Source organism: Luteitalea sp., assembly GCF_044337415.1.
Taxonomy (GTDB): domain Bacteria; phylum Acidobacteriota; class Vicinamibacteria; order Vicinamibacterales; family Vicinamibacteraceae; genus Luteitalea.
The window spans coordinates 1-20,252 of record NZ_JBIINP010000069.1 but is presented as its reverse complement, the minus strand read 5'-3'; the positions used below and the strand labels follow the sequence as shown (position 1 = coordinate 20,252).

The window sequence follows — 20,252 nt, the reverse complement described above, 5'->3', positions numbered from 1 at the left end:
CCTCGAGGCCGGTAGCCGCGGCCTGCCGGACTGGCTCGTGCAGGTGGTGCGCGTCCTCGGCGACAAGAACCTCGCGCTCACCTTGTCGGCCGCGTCGGCGATCCTCCTGCTCGTCGTCTACGCCCCGGCTCCGGACGGGCGGGCCGAGCTGGTCCGCAAGACCGTGAAGGACGGCGTGATCGAGGCCGGCGAGATCATCCTGGTGATCGCGGCCGGCGGGGCGCTGGGCACCGTGTTGCGGCAGGCCGGCATGGCCGAACTGGCCGCCGCCACCGTGCCCTCGCAGAAGCTGCTCCTCATCCCGATTGCGTGGGCCGTCACCGCGCTCGTCCGCATCGCCCAGGGCTCGGCGACCGTCGCCATGATCACCGCCGTCGGCATCGTCGGCCCGATCGCCCTGGCGGGCGGGCTGCCGTACCACCCCGTCTACGTGGCGGTGGCCATCGGCGCGGGCTCGAAGATCGGCATGTGGATGAACGACAGCGGCTTCTGGGTGATCGCCAAGATGAGCGGCATGACCGAGGCCGAGACCCTGCGTTCGGTGAGCGTGATGGTGTTCATCGAGGGGTGCGTGGGCCTCGTGGCCACGCTGATCCTCGCCTGGCTCTGGCCGCTGGCGTGACGGGCGGCTGGCCTCGCGCTGCCTGAACTGCCCCATCGTGAAGCGCGGGACACGCGTCAGACGTAGTTGTGACATGCGGCCGAGGGCCGGGTTGGGACAACCGGCCCTACCATCCCTGGCTGGCCCAACCAATACAGGAGATCCCCGGAAATGCGACTTGTGAACTCGGGCGCCTTCAGCGCGCTTGCCGTGGCGACCTGGCTCGCGACGGCCACCATGACGGCTGCCCAGCCGCCGACGCCTCCCGACCAGGAGCCGGCCACGCCGCCGGCGGCCGACGGCGCCGCGCCGCGCGGACCGGGCGCAGCCGCGCGCGAAGCCTCCACCGACCCCAAGCCGTACGACCGCGTGATCACCAAGGACGCGAAGTCGGACGAGGGCGTGTTCACGGTGCACCGCGTCAAGGACAAGGTGTTCTACGAGATCCCCGCCAGCGAACTCGGCAAGGAGTTCCTCTGGGTCACGCAGATCGCGCAGACGACGCTGGGCGTGGGTTATGGCGGGCAGTTCGCGGGCGACGAGGTGGTGCGGTGGGACCGGCGCGACAACCGCGTGCTCCTGCGCAAGGTCTCGTACGACGTGGTGGCCGACAAGGGCCTGCCGATCTCGAAGGCGGTCGCCGCGGCCAACTTCGACCCCATTGTCATGAGCTTCGCCGTGGAGGCCCTGGGCAAGGACCAGAAGTCGGTCGTGATCGACGTCACGCGCCTCTTCACGACCGAACTGCCCGAGCTGTCGGTGCGTCCGCGGCTCCGGGCGCGCGGCTTCGACTCGTCGCGCGCGTTCGTCGAGAAGGCGATCGCCTTCCCGACCAACATCGAGATCCAGGCCATCCACACCTACACGGTGCCGCCCGATGCCGCGCCGGGGCCGCAGGGTCCGCCGGCGCCGCCCAACCCGTTTGCGCCGCCGCCCCTCCGCCCGGGCAGCTACAGCGTGCTCATGAACTTCAGCATGGTGAAGCTGCCCGAGCAGCCGATGCTGCCGCGCCTGTACGACGAGCGCGTCGGCTACTTCACCGTGCGGCAGATGGACTACGGCGTCGACGAGCACCGCGCGCCTGAGCGGCGCTACATCACGCGGTGGCGCCTCGAGAAGAAGGATCCGGCTGCGGCCGTGTCCGAGCCCGTCAAGCCGATCGTCTACTACGTCGATCCCGCGACGCCCGCCAAGCTGGTGCCGTACATCAAGAAGGGCATCGAGCAGTGGCAGCCCGCGTTCGAGGCGGCCGGCTTCCGCAATGCGATCGTGGCGAAGGATGCGCCGAAGGACGACCCGGAGTGGAGCCCCGAGGACGCGCGCTACTCGGTGGTGCGCTGGCTGCCGTCGACGATCGAGAACGCCAGCGGGCCGCACGTGAGCGACCCGCGCACGGGCGAGATCCTCGAGTCGGACATCCAGATGTACCACAACATCATGAACCTCCAGCGTGCGTGGTACTTCACGCAGGTGGGGCCGCTCGACCCGCGCGTGCAGAAGCTGCCGATGCCCGACGACCTGATGGGCGAGCTCGTGCAGTACGTCGTCGCGCACGAGGTCGGCCACACGCTCGGCTTCCAGCACAACATGAAGGCCAGCTCGCTGTACCCGATCGAGAAGCTGCGCGATCCGGCGTGGCTGAAGACGATGGGTCACACGCCGACGCTGATGGACTACTCGCGCTTCAACTACGTGGCGCAGCCCGAGGATCGCATCGACCCGAAGCTGCTGATCCCGGGCATCGGGCCGTACGACGTGTGGGCCACCAAGTGGGGCTATGCGCCGATTCCCGGCGCCAAGCGGCCGGAAGACGAGAAGGCGACCCTCGACTCGTGGGCGCGCGAGCAGGACACCAAGCCGTACCTGCGCTTCTCGACGGCGGGCAGCCTGGGCAGCGATCCCGGTGAGCTCACCGAGGCGGTCGGCGACGGCAATGCCGTGGCGGCGACGGCGCTCGGCCTGAAGAACCTCGAGCGCGTGGCCGGCATGCTGTTGCCGGCGACGACGCAGCCGGGGGAGAACTGGCGCGACCTCACGGAGCTGTACGGGCGCACGGTGGGGCAGTGGGCCACCGAGCTGAACCACGTCGTGTCGGTGGTGGGCGGGCTCGACTCGCAGCAGAAGCACGGTGGCCAGGCGGGCGTGCGGTTCGCGCCGATCCCGAAGACGCGACAGGCCGAGGCCGTGGCCTTCCTGAACCAGCGCGCGTTCGCGACGCCGGCCTTCCTGCTCAACGCCGAGATCCTGCGGCGCGTGGAGCCCACGGGCTCGCTCGACCGGGTGAAGGCGGCGCAGGGACGCATCCTGTCCAACCTGCTCAGCCCGGCGCGCCTGTCGCGCATGGTCGAACTCTCGGCCATCGACGGCACGGCGGCGTACCAGCCGTCGACGTTCCTCGGCGACGTGCGGCGCGGCCTGTGGTCGGAGCTCTCGCTCGGGGCGGTGGCCATCGACCCCTACCGGCGCAACCTGCAGCGCGCGCATATCGAGCTCGCGGCGGCGCGCATCACGCCGTCGGCCGACGAGGCTCGTGCGCTGTATCGCGGTGAACTGAAGGCGCTCGACGCCGAGGTGCGGGCCGCGCTGCCGCGCGTCACCGATGCCGCGACGCGGCGCCACCTCGAGGACGCGCGTGTGGCCATCGCGGGCGCACTCGATCCGGAGCGCGTCGCCGTCGAGGCGCCGGCCTCGCGTGGCGCCGCCGGTCCGGCCCGCGGCCTCGCCTCGTGGGAGCTCGACCTGCCGCCCGTCGACAACGGCTGGTGGTGCGCGGCGTTCGATACGTTGCGGTAGGGCGGTCGAGGCAGTCCTTGTCGAATGCCGACACCGTTGGCGTCCTTCCAACGCGCGACATTCGGCATCGCAGCATCGCGGCATTCTGCGGGGGGCGGGTCCGTCAACGGGCCCGCCTACCGCAGCCTGTAGCCCTCACTGCCTTCGCCGAGGGTGGCCGACGCCACCAGGCGATCGATCGCGGCCTCGAGCGCCGCGGCGATCGTCGGCCCCGTGCGCTCGAAGCCGAGCCTGCTGCGCGCCTCTGCCAGCAGCGTCTCGCGCCGCGAGACGCGCCCGTGGCCGAGCGAGGCGCGCACCGCCGCCTCGTACTCCTCGGGCGCAATGCGATCCGCGCCGATGCCCGTGCCCGACCGATCGCGCGGCTGGCATGCCGATCCCGGTGCCCACAGGAACGCGCCGCGCCGCTCGATGGCGCGCTGCCTGACGGCCCGCTCGCCGGCGGCCAGCACGTGCGCCCGAATCTTCGTGCCGGCGCGCTGGTCCCAGTACCCCGCCACGCGCGCCACCACATCGTCTTCATGCACCGGCGACTCGAGCGCGACGACGTGCGTGACGATCGTCGCGAGGGTGTCGAGGTCGCAGTCGAGCGTGGCGTCGCCGGGGAGACGCGCCGGGGGGCCGGCCTTCTCGTAGGCCAGCGGCACCATCGGCGGGGGCGCGCCCGCAGTGGCGTCTTCCGCGGCGGAACTGAACGGCCGCGCCGGCGACGCGGGCGCCGCCGGTCGACGCTCGACGGGAGGTGCAGTTGCACGCGGGCGGGATCGGGCCCGCGCGATCACCTGCTCGAGCCGATCCATCTGCCCGGCCCGGTCCTTGAACCAGTCGGTGCTCCAGATCCGCAGGATGGTCCAGCCGCGCCCCTCGAGCACCTGCTGGCGCAGCCGATCGCGATCGCGGGCGGTTTCGGAGGCGTGATACGCAACGCCATCGCACTCGATCCCGAGCAGGAAGCGGCCGGGGGCCTCCGGGTCGCGCACGCCGATGTCGATGCGGTAGCCGGCGACGCCGATCTGTGACTCGACCAGGTGGCCGCGCCGCGCGAGATCGCGCACCACCTCGCGCTCGAACGGCGACTCGGCGCGCCCGGTGCCCTGCAGCGCCGGATGGTCGAGCCGCCCCGACTCGGCGTACTCGAGGAACGCCTTCAACAGCGGACCGCCGCGCGACTGCCCGTCGTGGATGTCGTGCGCCCGCATCGACGCGAACACCCGCATCGCGCGCCGGGCCCGCGTGGTGAGCACGTTGAGCCGTCGCCAGCCGTTCTCGCCGTTGAGCGGACCGAAGTGCTGCCGCAGGCGGCCATCGCGGCCCTTGGCGTACGTCACGCTCAGGAAGATCACGTCGCGCTCGTCGCCCTGGATGTTCTCGAGGTTCTTGACGAAGAACGGCTCGGGGCGGCTGCGATCGAAGAATGGCTCGATCGCGGGTTCCTCACGCCGCCGCTCCTCGAGCACGTCGAGGATGGCCAGTTGCTGCCGCAGGTTGAAGGTGCCCACGCCGAGCGACTGCGCGTGCCCGCCGGCCCGCTCCGCCTCGACCTGCGCCCGCGCGAAGTCGACCACCGCCGACGCCACGCGGCGCGCCTCCGCGAGATTGAGGCCCTTGCCTTCGTAGATGCCGTCCTCGACATGCTCGAAGGTGAGGCCGAGCCGCACCGACAGCGGCTCCACGCTCGGGAATGTGAGCAGGTCGCCGTCGTAGAAGCTGACGTTCGAGAACGAGATCAGCGACTCGTGCGCGCTGCGGTAGTGCCACTTCAGGCGGCTCATCGGCACGCCGCAGCCCATGAACGCCTCGAGGATGCTCTCGGCGTCGGGCACCTCCACGCCGTCGTCGCTGGCCTCGGCGGCAGCCTGGACCTCGTGGGGCGCCGCGAAGAAGTCGGTCGGCGGCAACTGCTTCGGATCGCCCACCACCACCAGCTGCGCACCGCGCACGATGGCGCCCACCGCGTCTTCCGGCGGCAACTGCGAGGCCTCGTCGAACACCACGAGGTCGAAGCCCGGCGCGTCGCCGCGCGTGAACTGCGCCACCGACAGCGGGCTCATCAGGAACACCGGCTTGATCGCGCGCACCGCCGCCTCGGCCTGCCGGAGCGTCTCGCGCAGCGGCCGATGGTTGCGCTGCTTGGCCATCTCGCGCCGCAGCACCGGCATCGCCGCGTCCACGTCCTCGTCGCGCAGGCGGGCCTGCACGCGGGTCCGCAGCGAGGCCACGAGCCGCGCCCGGTTGTCGGCCAGCACGGCGCGATCGAGATCCTGGAACTCCTGCACCCGCTGCTCATGCGCGAGCGCCTGGAACCGTGCGAGCGGTGGACGGGCCTCGACGGCACGCGCCAGCCACGCGAACCAGAACGCCCGCTCGGCGGCGTTCGGCAACTGGGCCCAGGTCACGCGCCCCGCCTCGGCCACCTCGAGCAGCGGCCCGGCCACCGTGTCGCGCACCTCCTGCTGCGCGGCAACGAACGCGGCCCAGCGTGCGGCCCGCGGCGACTCGGTGACGAGTGCGGCCACCCGTTCGTGCAGGGCCTCGAACGGCAGGCTGTCGAGTCCGGGACGGCCTGCCCGCCACTGCACCAGCCCGGTCAGCCGCTGTACGGCAGCGCCGAGCGCGCTGGCGTGCTGCACCAGGCGGTCGGCCGCCGTGAGGTCCACATGGCCGCTCGCGACGAGTGTCACGGTCGACGCCGGCAGGCGCTCGCGCTGCTGCATCTGGCGGAACGCCACCACCCACGCGCCGTATGCGTCGAGCCTGGCCGGATCGGAGGCGGCCCCCTGCCACGCGTGGCCGAACAGCGCCACGCCTCGCGCCTGCCGCAGGTCGAGCGCCGCCCGCGCAGCGCGCAGCGCGACGATGGCCTTGAGGTCGTGGGCCTGCTCGATGAAGGACGCCGGCGTGTAGCCAGGGCGACGCAGGGAGGTCCACCGCGTGCGGATGGCGCGCTGTCGTGCGTCGAGCCACCAGAACAGCGACGCGAACACGCCGCCGCGGGTGTTCATGTACGCGATGTCGTCGGCGTGATCGACCAACTGGGCGTCGGGCACGAAGCGCGCGCCGACCTCCGCCTCCAGCCGCTGGATCTCCCGCACGGCCGCGATCAGCTCCTGGGCCTCCGACGGCACGGCGTTCCACAGCGTGCTGTCGAGCACGTCGCGGGGCGCGCCGGGTGAATCGCGGAGGATCGCGATCACCGCACGCACGCGCTCGAGGTCCGCCAGGCTGGCCAGCCGCGGCAGGCCGAGCGCGCCGTGCACCTCGTTGGCGCCGTGCCGCACCTCGGGGATGCGGTGCGCGACGTCGGTGGCGGCCTCGATCACCGCGTCGAGCTGGTCCTGCGGGTAGAACGTCCGTTCGGTGTCGCGCCACGGGTGGGTGGCGATGTCGCCGGCGGCCTCGGCCGCGGCGGCCAGTGCCCGTAGCCGGGCCATCGCCTGGTCGTGAGCGGGACGGGTCACGCCCTCCGCGTTGCCCGGCCAGTCGACGCGCGGCGCCTCGATCACGTGCGCCAGGGCGCCGTAGGCCTCGAAGGGTGCCGCCGCCATCGCGCCGAAGCGATCGTGGAGTGCTGCCACGTACGCGCCGAGCGCCTCGCGCACCTCGGGCAGCCGCGCGGCCGCGTCGCCGGGCGCGGCGGGCGTTTGCAGCGAGGCGTCGAGCGCTGCGGCGATGCTCTTGATCACCTCGCGCTTGCTCGACCGCGTCGAGTGCAGTTCCAGGCAGAACTCGCCGAGTCCGGCCTGTTGCAGTCGCTGGTGCACGACGTCGAGCGCGGCCATCTTCTCGGCCACGAACAGCACCCGCTTGCCTGCGTGCAGGGCCTGCGCGACCAGGTTGGTGATCGTCTGCGACTTGCCGGTGCCCGGCGGTCCCTCGACCACCAGGTCGTAGCCGCGTTCCACGGCCGCGAGCGCGCGTTGCTGGCTGCCGTCGGCATCCACCACGTGCGCCCCGTGCTCGGGCGGGTGCGCCTCGTCGAGCTTCACGTCACGCACATCGTCGGGCAGCCCGATCCCGCCGCCCTTCACCAGGCCCCGCCGCGTGATCAGCTGGTGCACCAGCCGGTGCCCGGTCACTGCCGCGGCGTTGGCCTCGAGGTCCTTGTACATGACCAGCTTCTGGAACGAGAACAGCCCCAGGTAGATGTCGCTGGTCACCTTCCAGGCAGGCGTCGCGCTGGCCTCCGGCACCGTGGCCAGCCGCTCCTGCAGGGTGGTGAACACCTCCTGCAGCGTCGAGTTCTCCGCGGTCGGCAGGTCCGGCATCGCGAGACCGAACTGCCGGCGCATCAGCTCGGCCAGCGCCGGGTTCACCATCGGCTCGTCGTCGCCCACCGTCAGCGTGAACGGCGCGCGTGCCGACGACCGCCGCAGCGTCACCGGCAGCAGCACGATGGGCGCGCGGAAGACCTCGTCTGACGCCTCGGCCTCGGTGTAGTGCAGCAGGCCGAGCGCCAGGAAGAGCGTGTTGACGCCGCGCTCCTCGAGCGACAGGCGGGCCTGTTCCTCGATCCGCCGCAGGCCGCGGTCGAGCGCCTCGGGCTCGAGCGTGGTCTGGAGCACCAGGTCGGCGTGGGTCGGCGGGAGCGTGGCCGGGGCGTAGGGCTCGAAGGTCCCGGCCTCAGGGACGGCCAGTTCCTCGTCGAACGGGTCGGCCGCCTCCTCGGCGGGTGCCGGGCCTTCCTCGACCGCCGGCGGCACGCGATCGGCCGTCTCCGCCCTGCGGGTCACGGCCGCGAAGGTCAGCGCGTGCTCCTCGTCGTACAGCAGCCGGAACACCTCGGCCGGCGCCTCGTCGACGATCGCGATCGTCGACACCTTCAGCGGACGGAAGTTCAGCGCCCGGTTCCGGCGCGTCAGGTCGAGCAGCTGCCGCTTCCAGGTGTCGAGCGACGCGTTGACGATGACCTGGGGGGACTCGGGCTGGGCCACGTGGCGATTCTAGGCCGGAGCCCTTGATGGCGCGGATGGGGCTGCGGCAGGGCGTGCGGCATCCGCCGCCGCGATGAACTGGCCGCGCGTGAGGCCGGCACGCGATGGCAACCGGGAGTCCGGCACGCCCGCGGCCGTGGCGAGCGAGCGCCACCGTCGCTCGAGATCCGCATCCAACGGTCGGTCAGGATCGAGGCGGTGCCCCGGGAAGGCTTCGAAGTACTGCCCCACGATCAGCGGACCGCGCAGCGCCGAGGGCTCCGGCGTCGGCGCGAGCCCGTGGAGGCCGCCCAGGGTGCCCCACCACTGCGTCGCCGCGAACAAGGAATCATCGGGCGACACGTCGGCAACGTAGATCGTGGCGGCACGGTCTCGGTGGAGGACGGCCTGGAGCTCGGCGACCGGCACCCGCTGGACCGTGAGGCGTTGCCCGATGGCCAGCGCCGCCGCGTGCCCGGCCGCCTGGCCGAGCGACATCCAGATCGGCTCGTAGCGGAGCGCACAGAAGCCGACGTGCGAGGACGACACGGCGCCCGGCACCAGCAGATTGGTCACGGTGCGAGGCACCAGCACGCCGTAGGGCACCTGGTACGGTGGCGTCGGCAGGTAGAACTCGCCGGTGTGCCGCCCGCCGAACCGCGGGCCTTCGTGCGCCGTGCCGTGGCAGTTCGGCCCGTAGTCACCTGCTGCGACGGCGTCGCGATGGAGGATGGCCCTGGCATCGCCCGCGGCGTGCGCGCAGTCTGCTTGCGTGTAGACATGGGCGCCCTGCATGCGCCGTGCCTCCCGGACGTACAGCTTCGGCGGCAGGTGCCCGGTCTCGGTGAACTCGTCGCGGCACCAGCCCCAGGCGCGAGCCTCCTCGCGGAAACGCGCGGGCACTGCGGCATCGGTCTGCAGGAAGTACAGCAGGCCGACCTGATCGCGCAGGTGGTCGGCGTGGATGCGGCCGCGGGTCGCCACATCGCCGTCGGGCCAGCCGATGTTGGCGCCGGGCAGCGACAGGCGGACCTCGGCGTTGGAGACGTCGTTGATGTCGTAGGTCTCGTTGGGCAGCGGTGGCAGGTGCGCCTTGAAGATGGCCCGGGTCGGCGGGGAGCCGAAGATTGCGTCGATGCGACCGCGCTCGAGCACCTCGAGGACACCCGTGAAGTCCTCGCGCCGATAGCCGGGGGGCGCCGTCGGCATCACCCGCCGCCGTGGGTCACGCGTCATGGTGAAGCGGAAGTTGTACGCCTGCAGCTGTCGGTCTCCTGCCGCAGGGGCGAGCGATTCGCCATGCTCGGCGCGGCCCTCGCGACCGACGCGCCACGACACGCCGGCCGCGGCCATCACGTCGCCCTCGTAGGTCGCGTCGATGACGATCCCGGGCTCGACCTGCCGAGTAGCGCCGTCCGGCGCGAGGAAGGAGATGGACGCCAGCCGGGCCGCGCCATCCGGGCCGCGCATCTCGACGCCCGCGACAGCGTGATCGAGCCACAGCGTGATCGACGCGCGAGCCTGCAGCATCGCCTGCAGGACGCGGAGGTTGACCGAGGGCTCACCGAACGTGCCACGGAAGGCATCGCGCGCCTGCGCGGAGTCCACGCCGTAGGTCCGCGCGTAATGCGCGTGGACTTCCCGGGCGAAGGCGAGGAAGGTGCCGGAGAGGCCCTCGAACGTGCGGAAATCCGTGTGAGAGAGGCCGCAGGTCAACAAGCCGCCGATGCGGGGTGTCGGCTCGACGAGGGTGACGGCCAGGCCCCCGGTGGCGGCGGCGAGGGCGGCGGCGATGCCCGCCGGCGTTGCGCCGACGACCAGGACATCTGGCCGCGCGGCCGTCTGGTGGGCCCTCGCGGGTCGGGACGACACTCGTCCCTGCCCGGCGACGAGGGCGCCGGCGCCGACCAGGAACGCCCTGCGGCCGGGTCGCATGCGGCCGATTCTACGTCAGGCCTGTTCGGCTGGTGTCCGACGCGTCGTTGAGTGTTGCAGCCGTCTTCTCAGGAGTCCCGCCCGTGCCGATTGCCCTCTCTCGCGTGTCCGTCCCTGTCCTTGCCGTCAGCGTGATGGCCGTGGCGCTTGGCGCGGCACCCGTATCGGCGCAGCCGGCGGCACCGGCAGCGGCGTTGAAGAAGGCGCTCGAGGGGCGTGAGGTGATGGTGCTCATCGACATGCCGGCGACCAGCGCCGGCGTGGACCTGCACCTGCAGCGGGAGCCGGAGATGAACTTCGCCGAGCATGGACGCCGGATGAAGGACTTCGGCACCGCGCTGCGCAAGGAGGACCGGGTGATGATCACCCTGGTCAAGGTCAACAAGAAGAACATCGAGGTGCAGCTGGCCGGGGGCGGCTACGGCACGTGGGGCGACGAGAGCGGCTACGTGGCGCCGGCCTACGTCGGCAAGTCGCGCCGCGAGACCGACCTCGAGAAGGAGCGCAAGGACGCGTCGCCCGAGCGTCGCCGCGACATCGACCGCGAGCTGAACTACCTGCGCGAGGACCGCAACCGCGAGGAGCGAGCCGCCCAGCGGGAGGCCGCGGCCCTCACGGCGATCAAGCAGCGCGAGGTCGCGGACAAGCGCCTGGGCGCCGGGTCGCGCTTCAACATCTGGTACCCGGACAAGCGCCTCGAGCAGTGGGTGCCGACGGCCGAGGAGCTGATCCTGTCGCTCTCGGCCTACCTGGACTTCGGCGACGGACGCAATGGCGACGGCGTGCCCGGGGTGATGCGCGGCACGGCGGGCAACCGGCTGGTCGATCAGGGCCAGACGCAGCTCGGGCCGGCTCGTCTCCGCTCGGTCGAGATGCAGGCGACGTCGCTGCGTCGCGGCATGAGCACCGACGAGGTGCACGACCTGCTCGGCACGCCCACGAAGCGGCGGTCGTCCAAGCAGGGCGACCTCGAGGCGGTGGTCGAGACGTGGGAGACCGCCGAAAGCACCACCGAGGTCACCTTCGTCGGCGGCGTCGTGGTGAAGTTCACCTCGTCGAGCAAGTAGAACCCCTGATGCCCGCGCCCTGACGCCGGGTCGGCTGGCACTGCGCGGTTCGAGGTGGCCGGCTCCGATCCGGCGTGATGCGACCGGCTCGCGCACAATGTGCCGGTGCCTGCCTCCGCCTCCACCCGCTCGCCCATCCACCTCATCGGCCGGATGACCCTGGCCAACTGGATGCTGGTGGCCGCGGTGGGCGGCCTGGCCACCGGCTGGCTCGCTCCCGCGTTCGCACTCAGCCTGTCGTGGATGAGCGACCTGTTCCTGCGGCTCATCCGAATGATCATCGCGCCGCTGCTCTTCGGGGTGCTCGTCCCGGCGATTGGCGGGGCTGGCGCCACCCGCGACCTCGGCCGCATCGGCGTGAAGTCGCTGCTGCTGTTCGAGGTCGCCACGACCATCGCGCTGCTGCTGGGCTGGGCGACCGGCCTGGTACTACAACCGGGCGTCGGGATGGTGCTGCCCGCCGGCCTCGAGGCGCCGTCGGTGAGCGCCCCGACCAGCCTCGTGAGCGTGCTGGTGCAGGCCGTGCCGACCAGCATCTTCGACGCCATGGCCCGCGGCGACGTGCTGCAGATCGTCGTGTTCTGCCTTGTGTTCGGCATGGCTGCGCTGTCGGTCGGCCCACGCGCCCGGCCGGTCCTGGAGTTTGCCGACGCCGTCGCCGCGATCACCTCCCGCTGCACCCACTACATCGTGTGGTTCGCCCCCGCCGCCGTGTTCGCCGCGCTGGCCGGCACGGTCGCGGCCAGCGGCGCCAACGCCCTGGCCGGCCTGACGCGTTTCGTCGTCGCGGCCTGGGCGGCCGAGGTGCTGTTCCTGTTCGGGGTGATCGGCCCGGCCCTCGTGTGGGCCGGCGTGCCGCTGCGCCGCTTCGTGCACCACGTGCGCGAGCCGTTTCTCGTCGCCTTCGCGACCACGTCGAGCGCGGCCGCGCTGCCGCAGGCGCTCGAAGGCATGGCCCGCCTCGGCGTCTCGAACCGCGTGCTCGGTTTCGTGACGCCCCTCAGCCTGAGCCTGCACATGAACGGCAGCACCCTCTACCTCGGGCTCGCCACGTTGTTCGTCGCGCAGGCCGCGCAGGTGCCCCTGCCGCTTCACACGCAACTGCTGATGCTGCTCACGCTGAAGTTGACGAGCAAGGGGATCGCCGGCATCCCGCGCGCCAATTTCGTGATCCTCGCCGCGCTGTTCGAGAGCTTCGGCCTGCCGCTCGCCGCGCTGGCGATCCTGCTCGGCGTCGATGCCCTGATCGACACCATCCGCACCAGCGTCAACATTGCCAGCCACTGCGCGGCGCCGGCGATCGTCGCCCGTTGGGAAGGCGAGTCGCTCGAGCAGGACGCCTGACGCCACCCGGCGAACGCCGCCACCGGTTTGTCGTCAGAACATCCCGAGCCCGATCTTGGCGTCCTCGCTCATCAGGTCCTTGGTCCAGGCCGGCTCCCACACCACCTCGACGAAGGCGTCCGACACGCCCTCGAGCGCCTTCACCTTGTAGCGGACCTCGCTCGGCAGCTGCTGCGCGGACGGGCAGGCCGGCGACGTGAGGGTCATCTCGACCTTCACCTTGCTCTCGGCGTCGGCCTCGATCTTGTAGATCAGCCCGAGCTCGTAGATGTTGACCGGGATCTCGGGGTCGAACACCGTGCTGATCGCCTCGACCACCTTCGGCATCAGCTCCGCCGTGCGCGCCTCGTCCTTCGGCCCGATCTGCGCGGCGCCTCCAGCGGGTGCCGGCGGCGGCTCGAGCAGCGCGCCGACATCGAGCCCGGACTGCTCCTTCGGACGCGGCACATCAGGCGTCTCGACGGGGGCGGCCAGCGGGTTCTCGGGGGCGGGTTCGGGCTCGGACTTGGACTTCAGGAAGGAGAACATGTGCTGATCCTCGCAAGTTGAAATTTGAAATTCGAAATTCTCGAGCGCCGGCTACGCCTGGCGCGGCGAAGGCCGGAGGCCAAGCCGCCAGGAATTTCGAATGTCGAATTTCAAATTGCCTCGGTGGTCACAGTGGTACTGGCGCCCTCGATGGCGGCCACCAGCGCGTGCCAGGCCAGCATCGCGCACTTCACGCGCGACGGATACTCCGACACGCCCGACAGCACCACCAGCTTGCCCACCTTCTCATCGTCGGCCTCGGCCCTGCCCGTGACCATCTCCTGGAAGGTGGCGAACATGCCCTGCACGTCGGCCAGCGTCTTGCCGGTGACGGCCTCGGTCATCATCGACGCCGATGCCTTGCTGATGGCGCAGCCGTTGCCCGTGAAGCGGGCCTCGGCGACACGGTCGCCGTCCATGCGGACAGAGACGCTCACGCGGTCGCCGCACATCGGGTTGTGGCCGGCAGCCTGCGCCCCGCCCTCGACGACCCCGAAGTTGCGGGGCCGCTTGTTGTGGTCGAGGATGACTTCCTGGTACAGGTCGCGGAGTTCCATAAGGGCGGCTACAGGCTACTGGCTACTGGCTACAGGCGACGACGACAGGCGACCTGCAGGCAGCCTGCAGCCTGTCGCCCGTGGCCTAGGCAAAGAACTGCTGCACCTTCTTGACGCTGGCAACGAGCGCGTCGACGTCGGCGCGCGTGTTGTAGAGGCCGAACGACGCTCGCACCGTCGACGTGATGCCGTAGAAGTCCATCACGGGCTGCGCGCAGTGCTGGCCGGTGCGCACCGCGACGCCGTCCTGGTCGAGGAACGTGCCCACGTCGTGCGGGTGGACGTCGCCGACGAGGAACGACACGACGCCCGCACGCTCCGGCGCCTGGCCCACCAGCCGCACGCCGTCGATCGCGCCCAGCCTGTCGGTGGCATAGGTGAGCAGCGCGTGCTCGTGCGCGGCCACCTCGCGCAGGTCGAAGCGCGAGAGGAAGTCCACGGCCGTGCCGAAGCCGACCACGCCGGCGATGTTCGGCGTACCTGCCTCGAACTTGTACGGGATCTCGTTGTACTCGGTGTGCTCGAAGGTCACCGACGCGATCATGTCGCCGCCGCCCATCCACGGCGGCATCGACTCGAGCAGCGCCCGGCGCCCGTAGAGCGCGCCGATGCCCGTCGGCCCGTACATCTTGTGGGCCGAGCAGGCGTAGAAGTCGCAGTCGAGCTCCTGCACGTCCACCGGCATGTGCGGCGCGGCCTGCGCACCGTCGAGCAGCACCGGCACGCCCTGCGCCCTGGCCAGCCTGATGACCTCGCGCACCGGGTTGACGGTGCCGAGCGCGTTGGACACGTGGATGACCGACACCAGCTTCGTCCGCGGGCCGAGCAACTGCTCGAACGCCGCCATGTCGAGCACGCCGCGCTCGTCCATCGGCACCACGCGCAGCACGGCGCCGGTCTGCTGCGCCACGATCTGCCACGGCACGATGTTGGAGTGGTGCTCCATGCGCGTGACGAGGATCTCGTCGCCGGGCTGCAGTCGCGGCCGCGCGTAGGCGTGCGCCACGAGGTTGATGGCTTCCGTGCAGCCGCGCGTGAAGACGATCTCCTCGGTCTCGCGGGCGTTGAAGAATCGCGCGATGCGCTCGCGCGCGCCCTCGTACGCCTTCGTCGCACGCTCGCTCAACAGGTGCGTGGCGCGGTGGATGTTGGCGTTGTCGGCGCGGTAGTAGTGGTCGAGCGCCTCGATGACCGACAGCGGTTTCTGCGTCGTGTTGGCGTTGTCGAGGTAGACGAGGGGCTTGCCGTGGACCTGCTGGTCCAGGATGGGGAACTCGCGGCGGACGGCGTCTGCGTCGAACATGGATCTCGAAATGGCTACAGGCTGCAGGCTACAGGCGGCCTCTCGCCCGTAGCCTGTCGCCGCTACTCGCGAATCGGCAACCGCGCGAGCAGCACCTGCTCGAGCGCGCGGCGTACGCCCTCGATGCGGATACGCTCGACGATGTCCTCGGCGAAGGCGTGGATCAGCAGCGCACGGGCGTCGTCCTTGCCGATGCCGCGGGCGCGCAGGTAGAACAGCGACTCCTCGCTCAGCTGGCCCACCGTCGCCCCGTGCGTGCACTTGACGTCGTCGGCGAAGATCTCGAGCTGCGGCTTGGTGTCGATCGTCGCGTCGTCGGACAGCAGCAGTACCTGGTTGGTCTGCTTCGCGTCGGTCTTCTGCGCGTCCTGGCGGACGAAGATCTTGCCGTTGAACACGCCGCGGCTGCTGCCGTCGAGCACGCCCTTGTAGATCTCGTAGCTGTGGCAGTGCGGCTTGGCGTGGTCGATTGCCGTGTGGTTGTCGACGAGGCGGTCGCCGTCGGCCAGGTACAGGCCGTTCACCGTGCACTCGATGCCCTCGCCGTCGAGCGTGGCATTGATGTCGTTGCGCGTCAGCAGCCCGCCGAGCGAGATGTTGTGCGTCGAGAACACCGAGGCGCGCGCCAGGTGCAGGTGCGTGCTCGACACGTGGTGAGCCGTGAGGCTCTCGCGGTTGACCTTGTAGTGGTCGACGTGGGCGCCGTCGGCCGAGATCACCTCGGTGATGGCGTTGGTCACGTAGGCCGTGTCGGTGCCGGCGAAGCTCTCCACGAGCGACAGCTGGCTGTTGGCGCCAGCGACGACCAGCGTGCGCGGATACGACGTGCCCGCGCCCGTCGAGAAGTACAGCACGTGGATCGGCGCCGCGACGACGACGTTGGCGTCGGCGATGATGGCGACGCCATCGGTGAACCACGCGTCGTTGAGGGCGGTGAAGCCCACCTGCCGGAAGCGGATGGCCGTCCCGAGGTGCTTCTGGAGCGGCTCAGGATCGGTGGCGAGCAGCTCCGCCATGGTGGCCACGCGCACGCCGGACGGCAGGGCGTGGGTGCGCGAGAGCGCCGGCGAGAAGCGGCCATCGACGAACACCAGCTGCGGACCGCCGAAGTCCCTGAAGAGGAACTGACCGACGGTGTGCGCGTCGGCCGACGAGGCCGCCACCGGCTGTGCGGGCACGGCCGTGATCCCGGCCACCGGCGTGAAGCGCCACTCCTCGTGACGGGTCGTCGGCAGGCCCTCGTCGCGGAAGGTGGCGGCGGCGCGGGCACGGCTCGTACGGAGCCACGCGGGCTCGCTGGCGCGGGCAGCGGTGAACTCGTCGAAACCGGTGAGCAAGGAATCCTGGGCAGCAGTCGGGGACATGGGTATCGATCAGGCTGCAGGCCACGGCCTGCAGGCTACGCACTCGGTAGGGCCGGCTCTCCGACCTGTCCGCCGGAGCCTTGGCGAAGGTGGAGCCGGCCGTCATCATTCAGGACGGGCCCGCCGCCCACGGGCGACAGGCCACCTGATTGGCCCTGTTACGCGCCGACGGTGGCGCCTTCGAGCCAGCCATAGCCCTGCGCTTCCAGCTCGTGCGCCAGCTCCTTGCCGCCGCTCTTCACGATGCGGCCGGCCGAGAGCACGTGCACGAAGTCGGGCACGATGTAGTTCAGCAGGCGCTGGTAGTGGGTCACGACGATGACGGCGCGATCGGGGCTGCGCAGCGCGTTCACGCCCTGCGCCACGACCTGCAGCGCGTCGATGTCGAGGCCCGAATCGGTCTCGTCGAGGATGCAGAGCTTGGGCTCGAGCATCGCCATCTGGAAGATCTCGTTGCGCTTCTTCTCGCCGCCCGAGAAGCCCTCGTTGACGGACCGCTGCAGGAAGCTGGGGTCCATCTTCAGGAGCTTCATCTTCTCCTTCATGTGGCGCGCGAAATCCATCGCGTCGAGCTCGGGCAACCCGCGGTGCTGGCGGACGGCGTTGAGCGCGGCCTTGAGGAAGTAGCCGTTGTTCACGCCCGGGATCTCGACCGGGTACTGGAAGGCCAGGAACACACCCTCACGGGCCCGCTCCTCGGGGTCCATGTCGAGGAGGTCCTTGCCCTCGAACAGCACCTCGCCGCCGGTGACCTCGTAGGCATCACGGCCGGCCAGCACGCTGGCGAGCGTGCTCTTGCCCGAGCCGTTGGGGCCCATGATGGCGTGGATCTCGCCCGGCTTCACCGTGAGCGAGATGCCCTTGAGGATGTCCTTGTCTTCGACGCGCGCCTGGAGGTTCGTGATCTGCAGCATTTCGGGTACCGGGTATCGGGTATCGGGTAACGGAATCGGGTCGGCAATCGGAGGTCGGCAGGCGGCAGTGCCGCGCTAGCCGACGCTGCCTTCGAGGCTGATGCCGAGGAGCTTCTGCGCCTCGACCGCGAACTCCATCGGGAGTTCACGGAAGACTTCCTTGCAGAAGCCGTTGACGATGATGTTGACGGCGTCCTCGGTGGCCAGGCCGCGCTGGCGGCAGTAGAAGATCTGGTCCTCGCCGATCTTGGACGTCGACGCCTCGTGCTCGACCGTCGAGGTGGTGTTCTTCACCTCGATGTACGGGAACGTGTGCGCGCCGCAGCGGTCGCCGATGAGCAGCGAGTCGCACTGCGAGTAGTTGCGCGCGCCCTCGGCGCCCTTGGCGATCTTCACCAGGCCCCGGTACGTGTTCTGGCCGTTACCAGCCGAGATGCCCTTGGACACGATGGTGCTCTTCGTGTTCTTCCCGAGGTGCACCATCTTCGTGCCCGTGTCGGCCTGCTGCTTGTTGTTGGTCACGGCCACCGAATAGAACTCGCCGACCGAGTTGTCGCCCTGCAGGATGCAGCTGGGGTACTTCCAGGTGATGGCCGAGCCGGTCTCCACCTGCGTCCACGTGATCTTCGCGTTGGCCATCGCCTTGCCGCGCTTGGTCACGAAGTTGTAGATGCCGCCCTTGCCGTCCTTGTCGCCCGGATACCAGTTCTGCACGGTCGAGTACTTCACCGTCGCGCCGTCGAGCGCCACCAGCTCGACCACCGCCGCGTGCAACTGGTGCTCGTCGCGCATCGGCGCCGTGCAGCCCTCGAGGTAGCTCACGTACGCGCCCTCGTCGGCCACGATGAGCGTGCGCTCGAACTGCCCGGTGCCCTTGGCGTTGATGCGGAAGTAGGTCGACAGCTCCATCGGGCAGCGGACGCCCTTCGGCACGTACACGAACGAGCCGTCGCTGAACACCGCCGAGTTGAGCGCCGCGTAGTAGTTGTCGGTGTGCGGCACGACCGAGCCGACGTACTTGCGCACCAGCTCCGGGTGCTCGCGCACCGCCTCGGAGAACGAGCAGAAGATGATGCCGAGCTGCCCCAGCTTCTCCTTGAACGTCGTCGCCACCGAGACGCTGTCGAACACCGCGTCCACGGCCACACCAGCCAGCGCCATCTGCTCGACCAGCGGGATGCCCAGCTTGTCGAACGTCGCCCGCACCTCGGGGTCGACCTCGTCGAGGCTGTTGAGCTGCTTCTTGGGCTTGGGCGCCGAGTAGTAGCTGATGTCCTGGAAGTCGACCGGCGGGTACTGCACGTTCGGCCACTCCGGGTACGACATCTTCTGCCAGGCCCGGTAGGCCTTCAGGCGCCATTCGAGCATCCACTCCGGCTCGTCCTTGCGGCGCGAGATCTCGCGGATCACCGACTCGTCGAGGCCCGGAGGCAGCGTGTCGGCCTCCACGTCGGTGGTGAACCCGTACTTGTATTCCTGGGTCGCGAGCTGCTCGATCGTGTCGGTGGAGGTACTCATCGGTCTTCCTTCTGGGTTGGCCTCGATGGGCCCCATCCCGGAATGTGTCTGACGCGTGCCGCACCCGCTGCGGTGCAGGACGCCCTGCGAGGGGGTGCGGCGGCGCCGAACCGTCCCAATATACGACTGACGCGGTCCGCTATCAAGAGGTTTCGGATCGCAAGTCGTTTCTTTGCAACGACTTAGATCCTTGAAAATGCGACCAGTCTCATTTTGGTCGCATTTCGATGAAGCTTCGCTCTCTTGTCGGGGTAGGGCGGGATGTCCCCATCCCGCCGTGAGCGTCGACGGCGCGATGAGACATCGCGCCCTACCTCAGTCGCGCTGGATGACGAGGCGGGCCCCGAAGCGGTAGCCCACCCCATACTCGGTCTGGATGGGGGCTGGCGCGCCCAGGACGTCGGCGATCTTCTGCCGCGTGCGGCGCACCAGCGTCTCCAGCGCGTGCTCGGCGCTCTCGTCGTCGCGGCCGTACAGGGCGACCAGCAGGTCGCGCCGACGAGCGCCGTGGTCGGCGCCCTCGGCCACGGTGGCAACGAACTGCCATTCCATTGCGGTGAGCGTGATCGCCTCGCCTGCGGGGGTGAGCAGGGCGTGGCGGGGGATGTCGAGCACCCAGGGCGCGTCGGCCGGCGGTGTCGGCCGTGTCGGTGTGTCGCCTCGGCGCCGTCCGGCGAGGCTGGCGATCGCGGCCGCCAGCTCACGCCCGTCCACCGGCTTGCCCAGGAACAGGTCGGCACCCGTCCGGTAGCACTCGAGCCGCGTGTCGAGCGAGTCGCGCGCCGTGATCACGATGATCGGGATCGTGGTGTTGCGGCGCAGGTAGTCGATCAGCGTCTCGCCGGCCTGGTCCGGCAGCCCGAGGTCGAGCACGGCGACGTCGGGCGGCGCGTCGCCGAGGGCCTTGTAGAAGGACAGGCCGTCGCCCACGCCCGTGACCCGGAAGCCCGACATCCGCAGCAGGCTGACCAGGCTGGATCGGAGGAGCTCGTCGTCTTCCACCAGCAGCACGTGGGTGTCGGGCGTCGCGTTCATGCTGCGGCCTCCTGGGCCGCCGGGAACTCGATGCGCACCTCGAAGCGTCGGGCCGAGGGCAGCTCCACGCGCAGCGAGGCGCCCATCTCCTCCGCGATCCGCTGCGCCAGGTGGAGGCCCATGCCGAGCCCCGGCTTGCCTGTGGCATTGGCGCCGCGCGCATAGCCCCGCAGCAACGCCTCGGGCGACAGCCCGGGCCCCCGTGCGCAGTCGTTGCCGACGACGACCGTGATCCGCGCGTCGTCGCGCGTCAGGTGCAGCAGTGTGGGGTCCGCCCGCACCGGCGCCGGGCCGCTGCCGAGCGCCAGTGCGTACCGGCTGTCGGGGTACACGCCGTCCATCTCGGTCACCGCCTCGCACAGCACGGCGGCGGCATCGAGCGT

14 protein-coding genes are annotated in these 20,252 nt (G+C 70.4%); 4 read left to right on the top strand and 10 right to left on the bottom strand.

Features of this window, described 5'->3' with window-relative positions; all coding sequences use genetic code 11:
• The coding region (locus ACIRDX_RS12090) for a GntP family permease (protein WP_396625683.1) at positions 1-622 on the top strand (622 nt) is incomplete at its 5' end.
• Between the two features lie 150 nt (positions 623-772).
• On the top strand, positions 773-3,394 hold the full coding sequence (locus tag ACIRDX_RS12085) for a zinc-dependent metalloprotease (RefSeq protein WP_396625682.1): 2,622 nt from the start codon (positions 773-775) through the stop codon (positions 3,392-3,394).
• A gap of 116 nt (positions 3,395-3,510) precedes the next feature.
• Here the strand turns inward: ACIRDX_RS12085 and ACIRDX_RS12080 are convergent, their stop codons facing one another.
• Both ACIRDX_RS12080 and ACIRDX_RS12075 read right to left on the bottom strand, forming a co-directional pair.
• Positions 3,511-8,325: a DUF3320 domain-containing protein gene (locus ACIRDX_RS12080; protein ID WP_396625681.1), complete on the bottom strand. Its 4,815-nt coding sequence runs from the start codon at positions 8,323-8,325 to the stop codon at positions 3,511-3,513.
• Positions 8,326-8,334: 9 nt separating this feature from the next.
• Entirely contained in the window at positions 8,335-10,239 is a 1,905-nt protein-coding gene (locus ACIRDX_RS12075; RefSeq protein WP_396625680.1) for an FAD-dependent oxidoreductase, read from the bottom strand.
• A gap of 83 nt (positions 10,240-10,322) precedes the next feature.
• Here ACIRDX_RS12075 and ACIRDX_RS12070 point away from each other — a divergent pair, with 83 nt between their 5' ends.
• Together ACIRDX_RS12070 and ACIRDX_RS12065 are read left to right on the top strand one after the other, a co-directional pair.
• Positions 10,323-11,306: a hypothetical protein gene (locus ACIRDX_RS12070; protein ID WP_396625679.1), complete on the top strand. Its 984-nt coding sequence runs from the start codon at positions 10,323-10,325 to the stop codon at positions 11,304-11,306.
• Positions 11,307-11,411: 105 nt separating this feature from the next.
• On the top strand, positions 11,412-12,650 hold the full coding sequence (locus ACIRDX_RS12065; protein ID WP_396625678.1) for a dicarboxylate/amino acid:cation symporter: 1,239 nt from the start codon (positions 11,412-11,414) through the stop codon (positions 12,648-12,650).
• Positions 12,651-12,683: 33 nt separating this feature from the next.
• Here the strand turns inward: ACIRDX_RS12065 and ACIRDX_RS12060 are convergent, their stop codons facing one another.
• From ACIRDX_RS12060 to ACIRDX_RS12025, 8 genes are all read right to left on the bottom strand, one after another.
• Positions 12,684-13,178: an iron-sulfur cluster assembly protein gene (locus ACIRDX_RS12060; RefSeq protein WP_396625677.1), complete on the bottom strand. Its 495-nt coding sequence runs from the start codon at positions 13,176-13,178 to the stop codon at positions 12,684-12,686.
• 110 nt (positions 13,179-13,288) lie between these two features.
• The gene (gene sufU / locus ACIRDX_RS12055; protein WP_396625676.1) at positions 13,289-13,735 is read right to left on the bottom strand and encodes a Fe-S cluster assembly sulfur transfer protein SufU; all 447 of its coding nucleotides are present in this window, start codon (positions 13,733-13,735) and stop codon (positions 13,289-13,291) included.
• 85 nt (positions 13,736-13,820) lie between these two features.
• The gene (locus ACIRDX_RS12050) at positions 13,821-15,038 is read right to left on the bottom strand and encodes a cysteine desulfurase (protein ID WP_396625675.1); all 1,218 of its coding nucleotides are present in this window, start codon (positions 15,036-15,038) and stop codon (positions 13,821-13,823) included.
• Between the two features lie 62 nt (positions 15,039-15,100).
• Positions 15,101-16,402 carry a Fe-S cluster assembly protein SufD gene (gene sufD, locus ACIRDX_RS12045; RefSeq protein WP_396625674.1) on the bottom strand — a complete coding sequence of 434 codons (1,302 nt, stop codon included), beginning with the start codon at positions 16,400-16,402 and terminating at the stop codon, positions 15,101-15,103.
• Between the two features lie 158 nt (positions 16,403-16,560).
• Positions 16,561-17,316 carry a Fe-S cluster assembly ATPase SufC gene (sufC, locus tag ACIRDX_RS12040; RefSeq protein WP_396625673.1) on the bottom strand — a complete coding sequence of 252 codons (756 nt, stop codon included), beginning with the start codon at positions 17,314-17,316 and terminating at the stop codon, positions 16,561-16,563.
• Between the two features lie 75 nt (positions 17,317-17,391).
• Positions 17,392-18,834: a Fe-S cluster assembly protein SufB gene (sufB, locus tag ACIRDX_RS12035; RefSeq protein WP_396625672.1), complete on the bottom strand. Its 1,443-nt coding sequence runs from the start codon at positions 18,832-18,834 to the stop codon at positions 17,392-17,394.
• A gap of 315 nt (positions 18,835-19,149) precedes the next feature.
• Positions 19,150-19,869: a response regulator transcription factor gene (locus ACIRDX_RS12030; protein WP_396625671.1), complete on the bottom strand. Its 720-nt coding sequence runs from the start codon at positions 19,867-19,869 to the stop codon at positions 19,150-19,152.
• Positions 19,866-20,252, bottom strand: a 387-nt coding sequence (locus ACIRDX_RS12025) for an ATP-binding protein (protein WP_396625670.1), incomplete at its 5' end; no start/stop codon positions are given. The genes ACIRDX_RS12025 and ACIRDX_RS12030, both read right to left, overlap by 4 nt.

What these genes read in the sequence shown, in the direction of transcription:
- ACIRDX_RS12085 (WP_396625682.1), top strand. Translation starts at nt 773, where the DNA reads ATGCGACTTGTGAACTCGGGCGCCTTCAGCGCGCTTGCCGTGGCGACC.
- ACIRDX_RS12075 (WP_396625680.1), bottom strand. Translation starts at nt 10,239, where the DNA reads ATGCGACCCGGCCGCAGGGCGTTCCTGGTCGGCGCCGGCGCCCTCGTC.
- ACIRDX_RS12060 (WP_396625677.1), bottom strand. Translation starts at nt 13,178, where the DNA reads ATGTTCTCCTTCCTGAAGTCCAAGTCCGAGCCCGAACCCGCCCCCGAG.
- sufU (WP_396625676.1), bottom strand. Translation starts at nt 13,735, where the DNA reads ATGGAACTCCGCGACCTGTACCAGGAAGTCATCCTCGACCACAACAAG.
- ACIRDX_RS12050 (WP_396625675.1), bottom strand. Translation starts at nt 15,038, where the DNA reads ATGTTCGACGCAGACGCCGTCCGCCGCGAGTTCCCCATCCTGGACCAG.
- sufD (WP_396625674.1), bottom strand. Translation starts at nt 16,402, where the DNA reads ATGTCCCCGACTGCTGCCCAGGATTCCTTGCTCACCGGTTTCGACGAG.
- sufC (WP_396625673.1), bottom strand. Translation starts at nt 17,316, where the DNA reads ATGCTGCAGATCACGAACCTCCAGGCGCGCGTCGAAGACAAGGACATC.
- sufB (WP_396625672.1), bottom strand. Translation starts at nt 18,834, where the DNA reads ATGAGTACCTCCACCGACACGATCGAGCAGCTCGCGACCCAGGAATAC.
- ACIRDX_RS12030 (WP_396625671.1), bottom strand. Translation starts at nt 19,869, where the DNA reads ATGAACGCGACGCCCGACACCCACGTGCTGCTGGTGGAAGACGACGAG.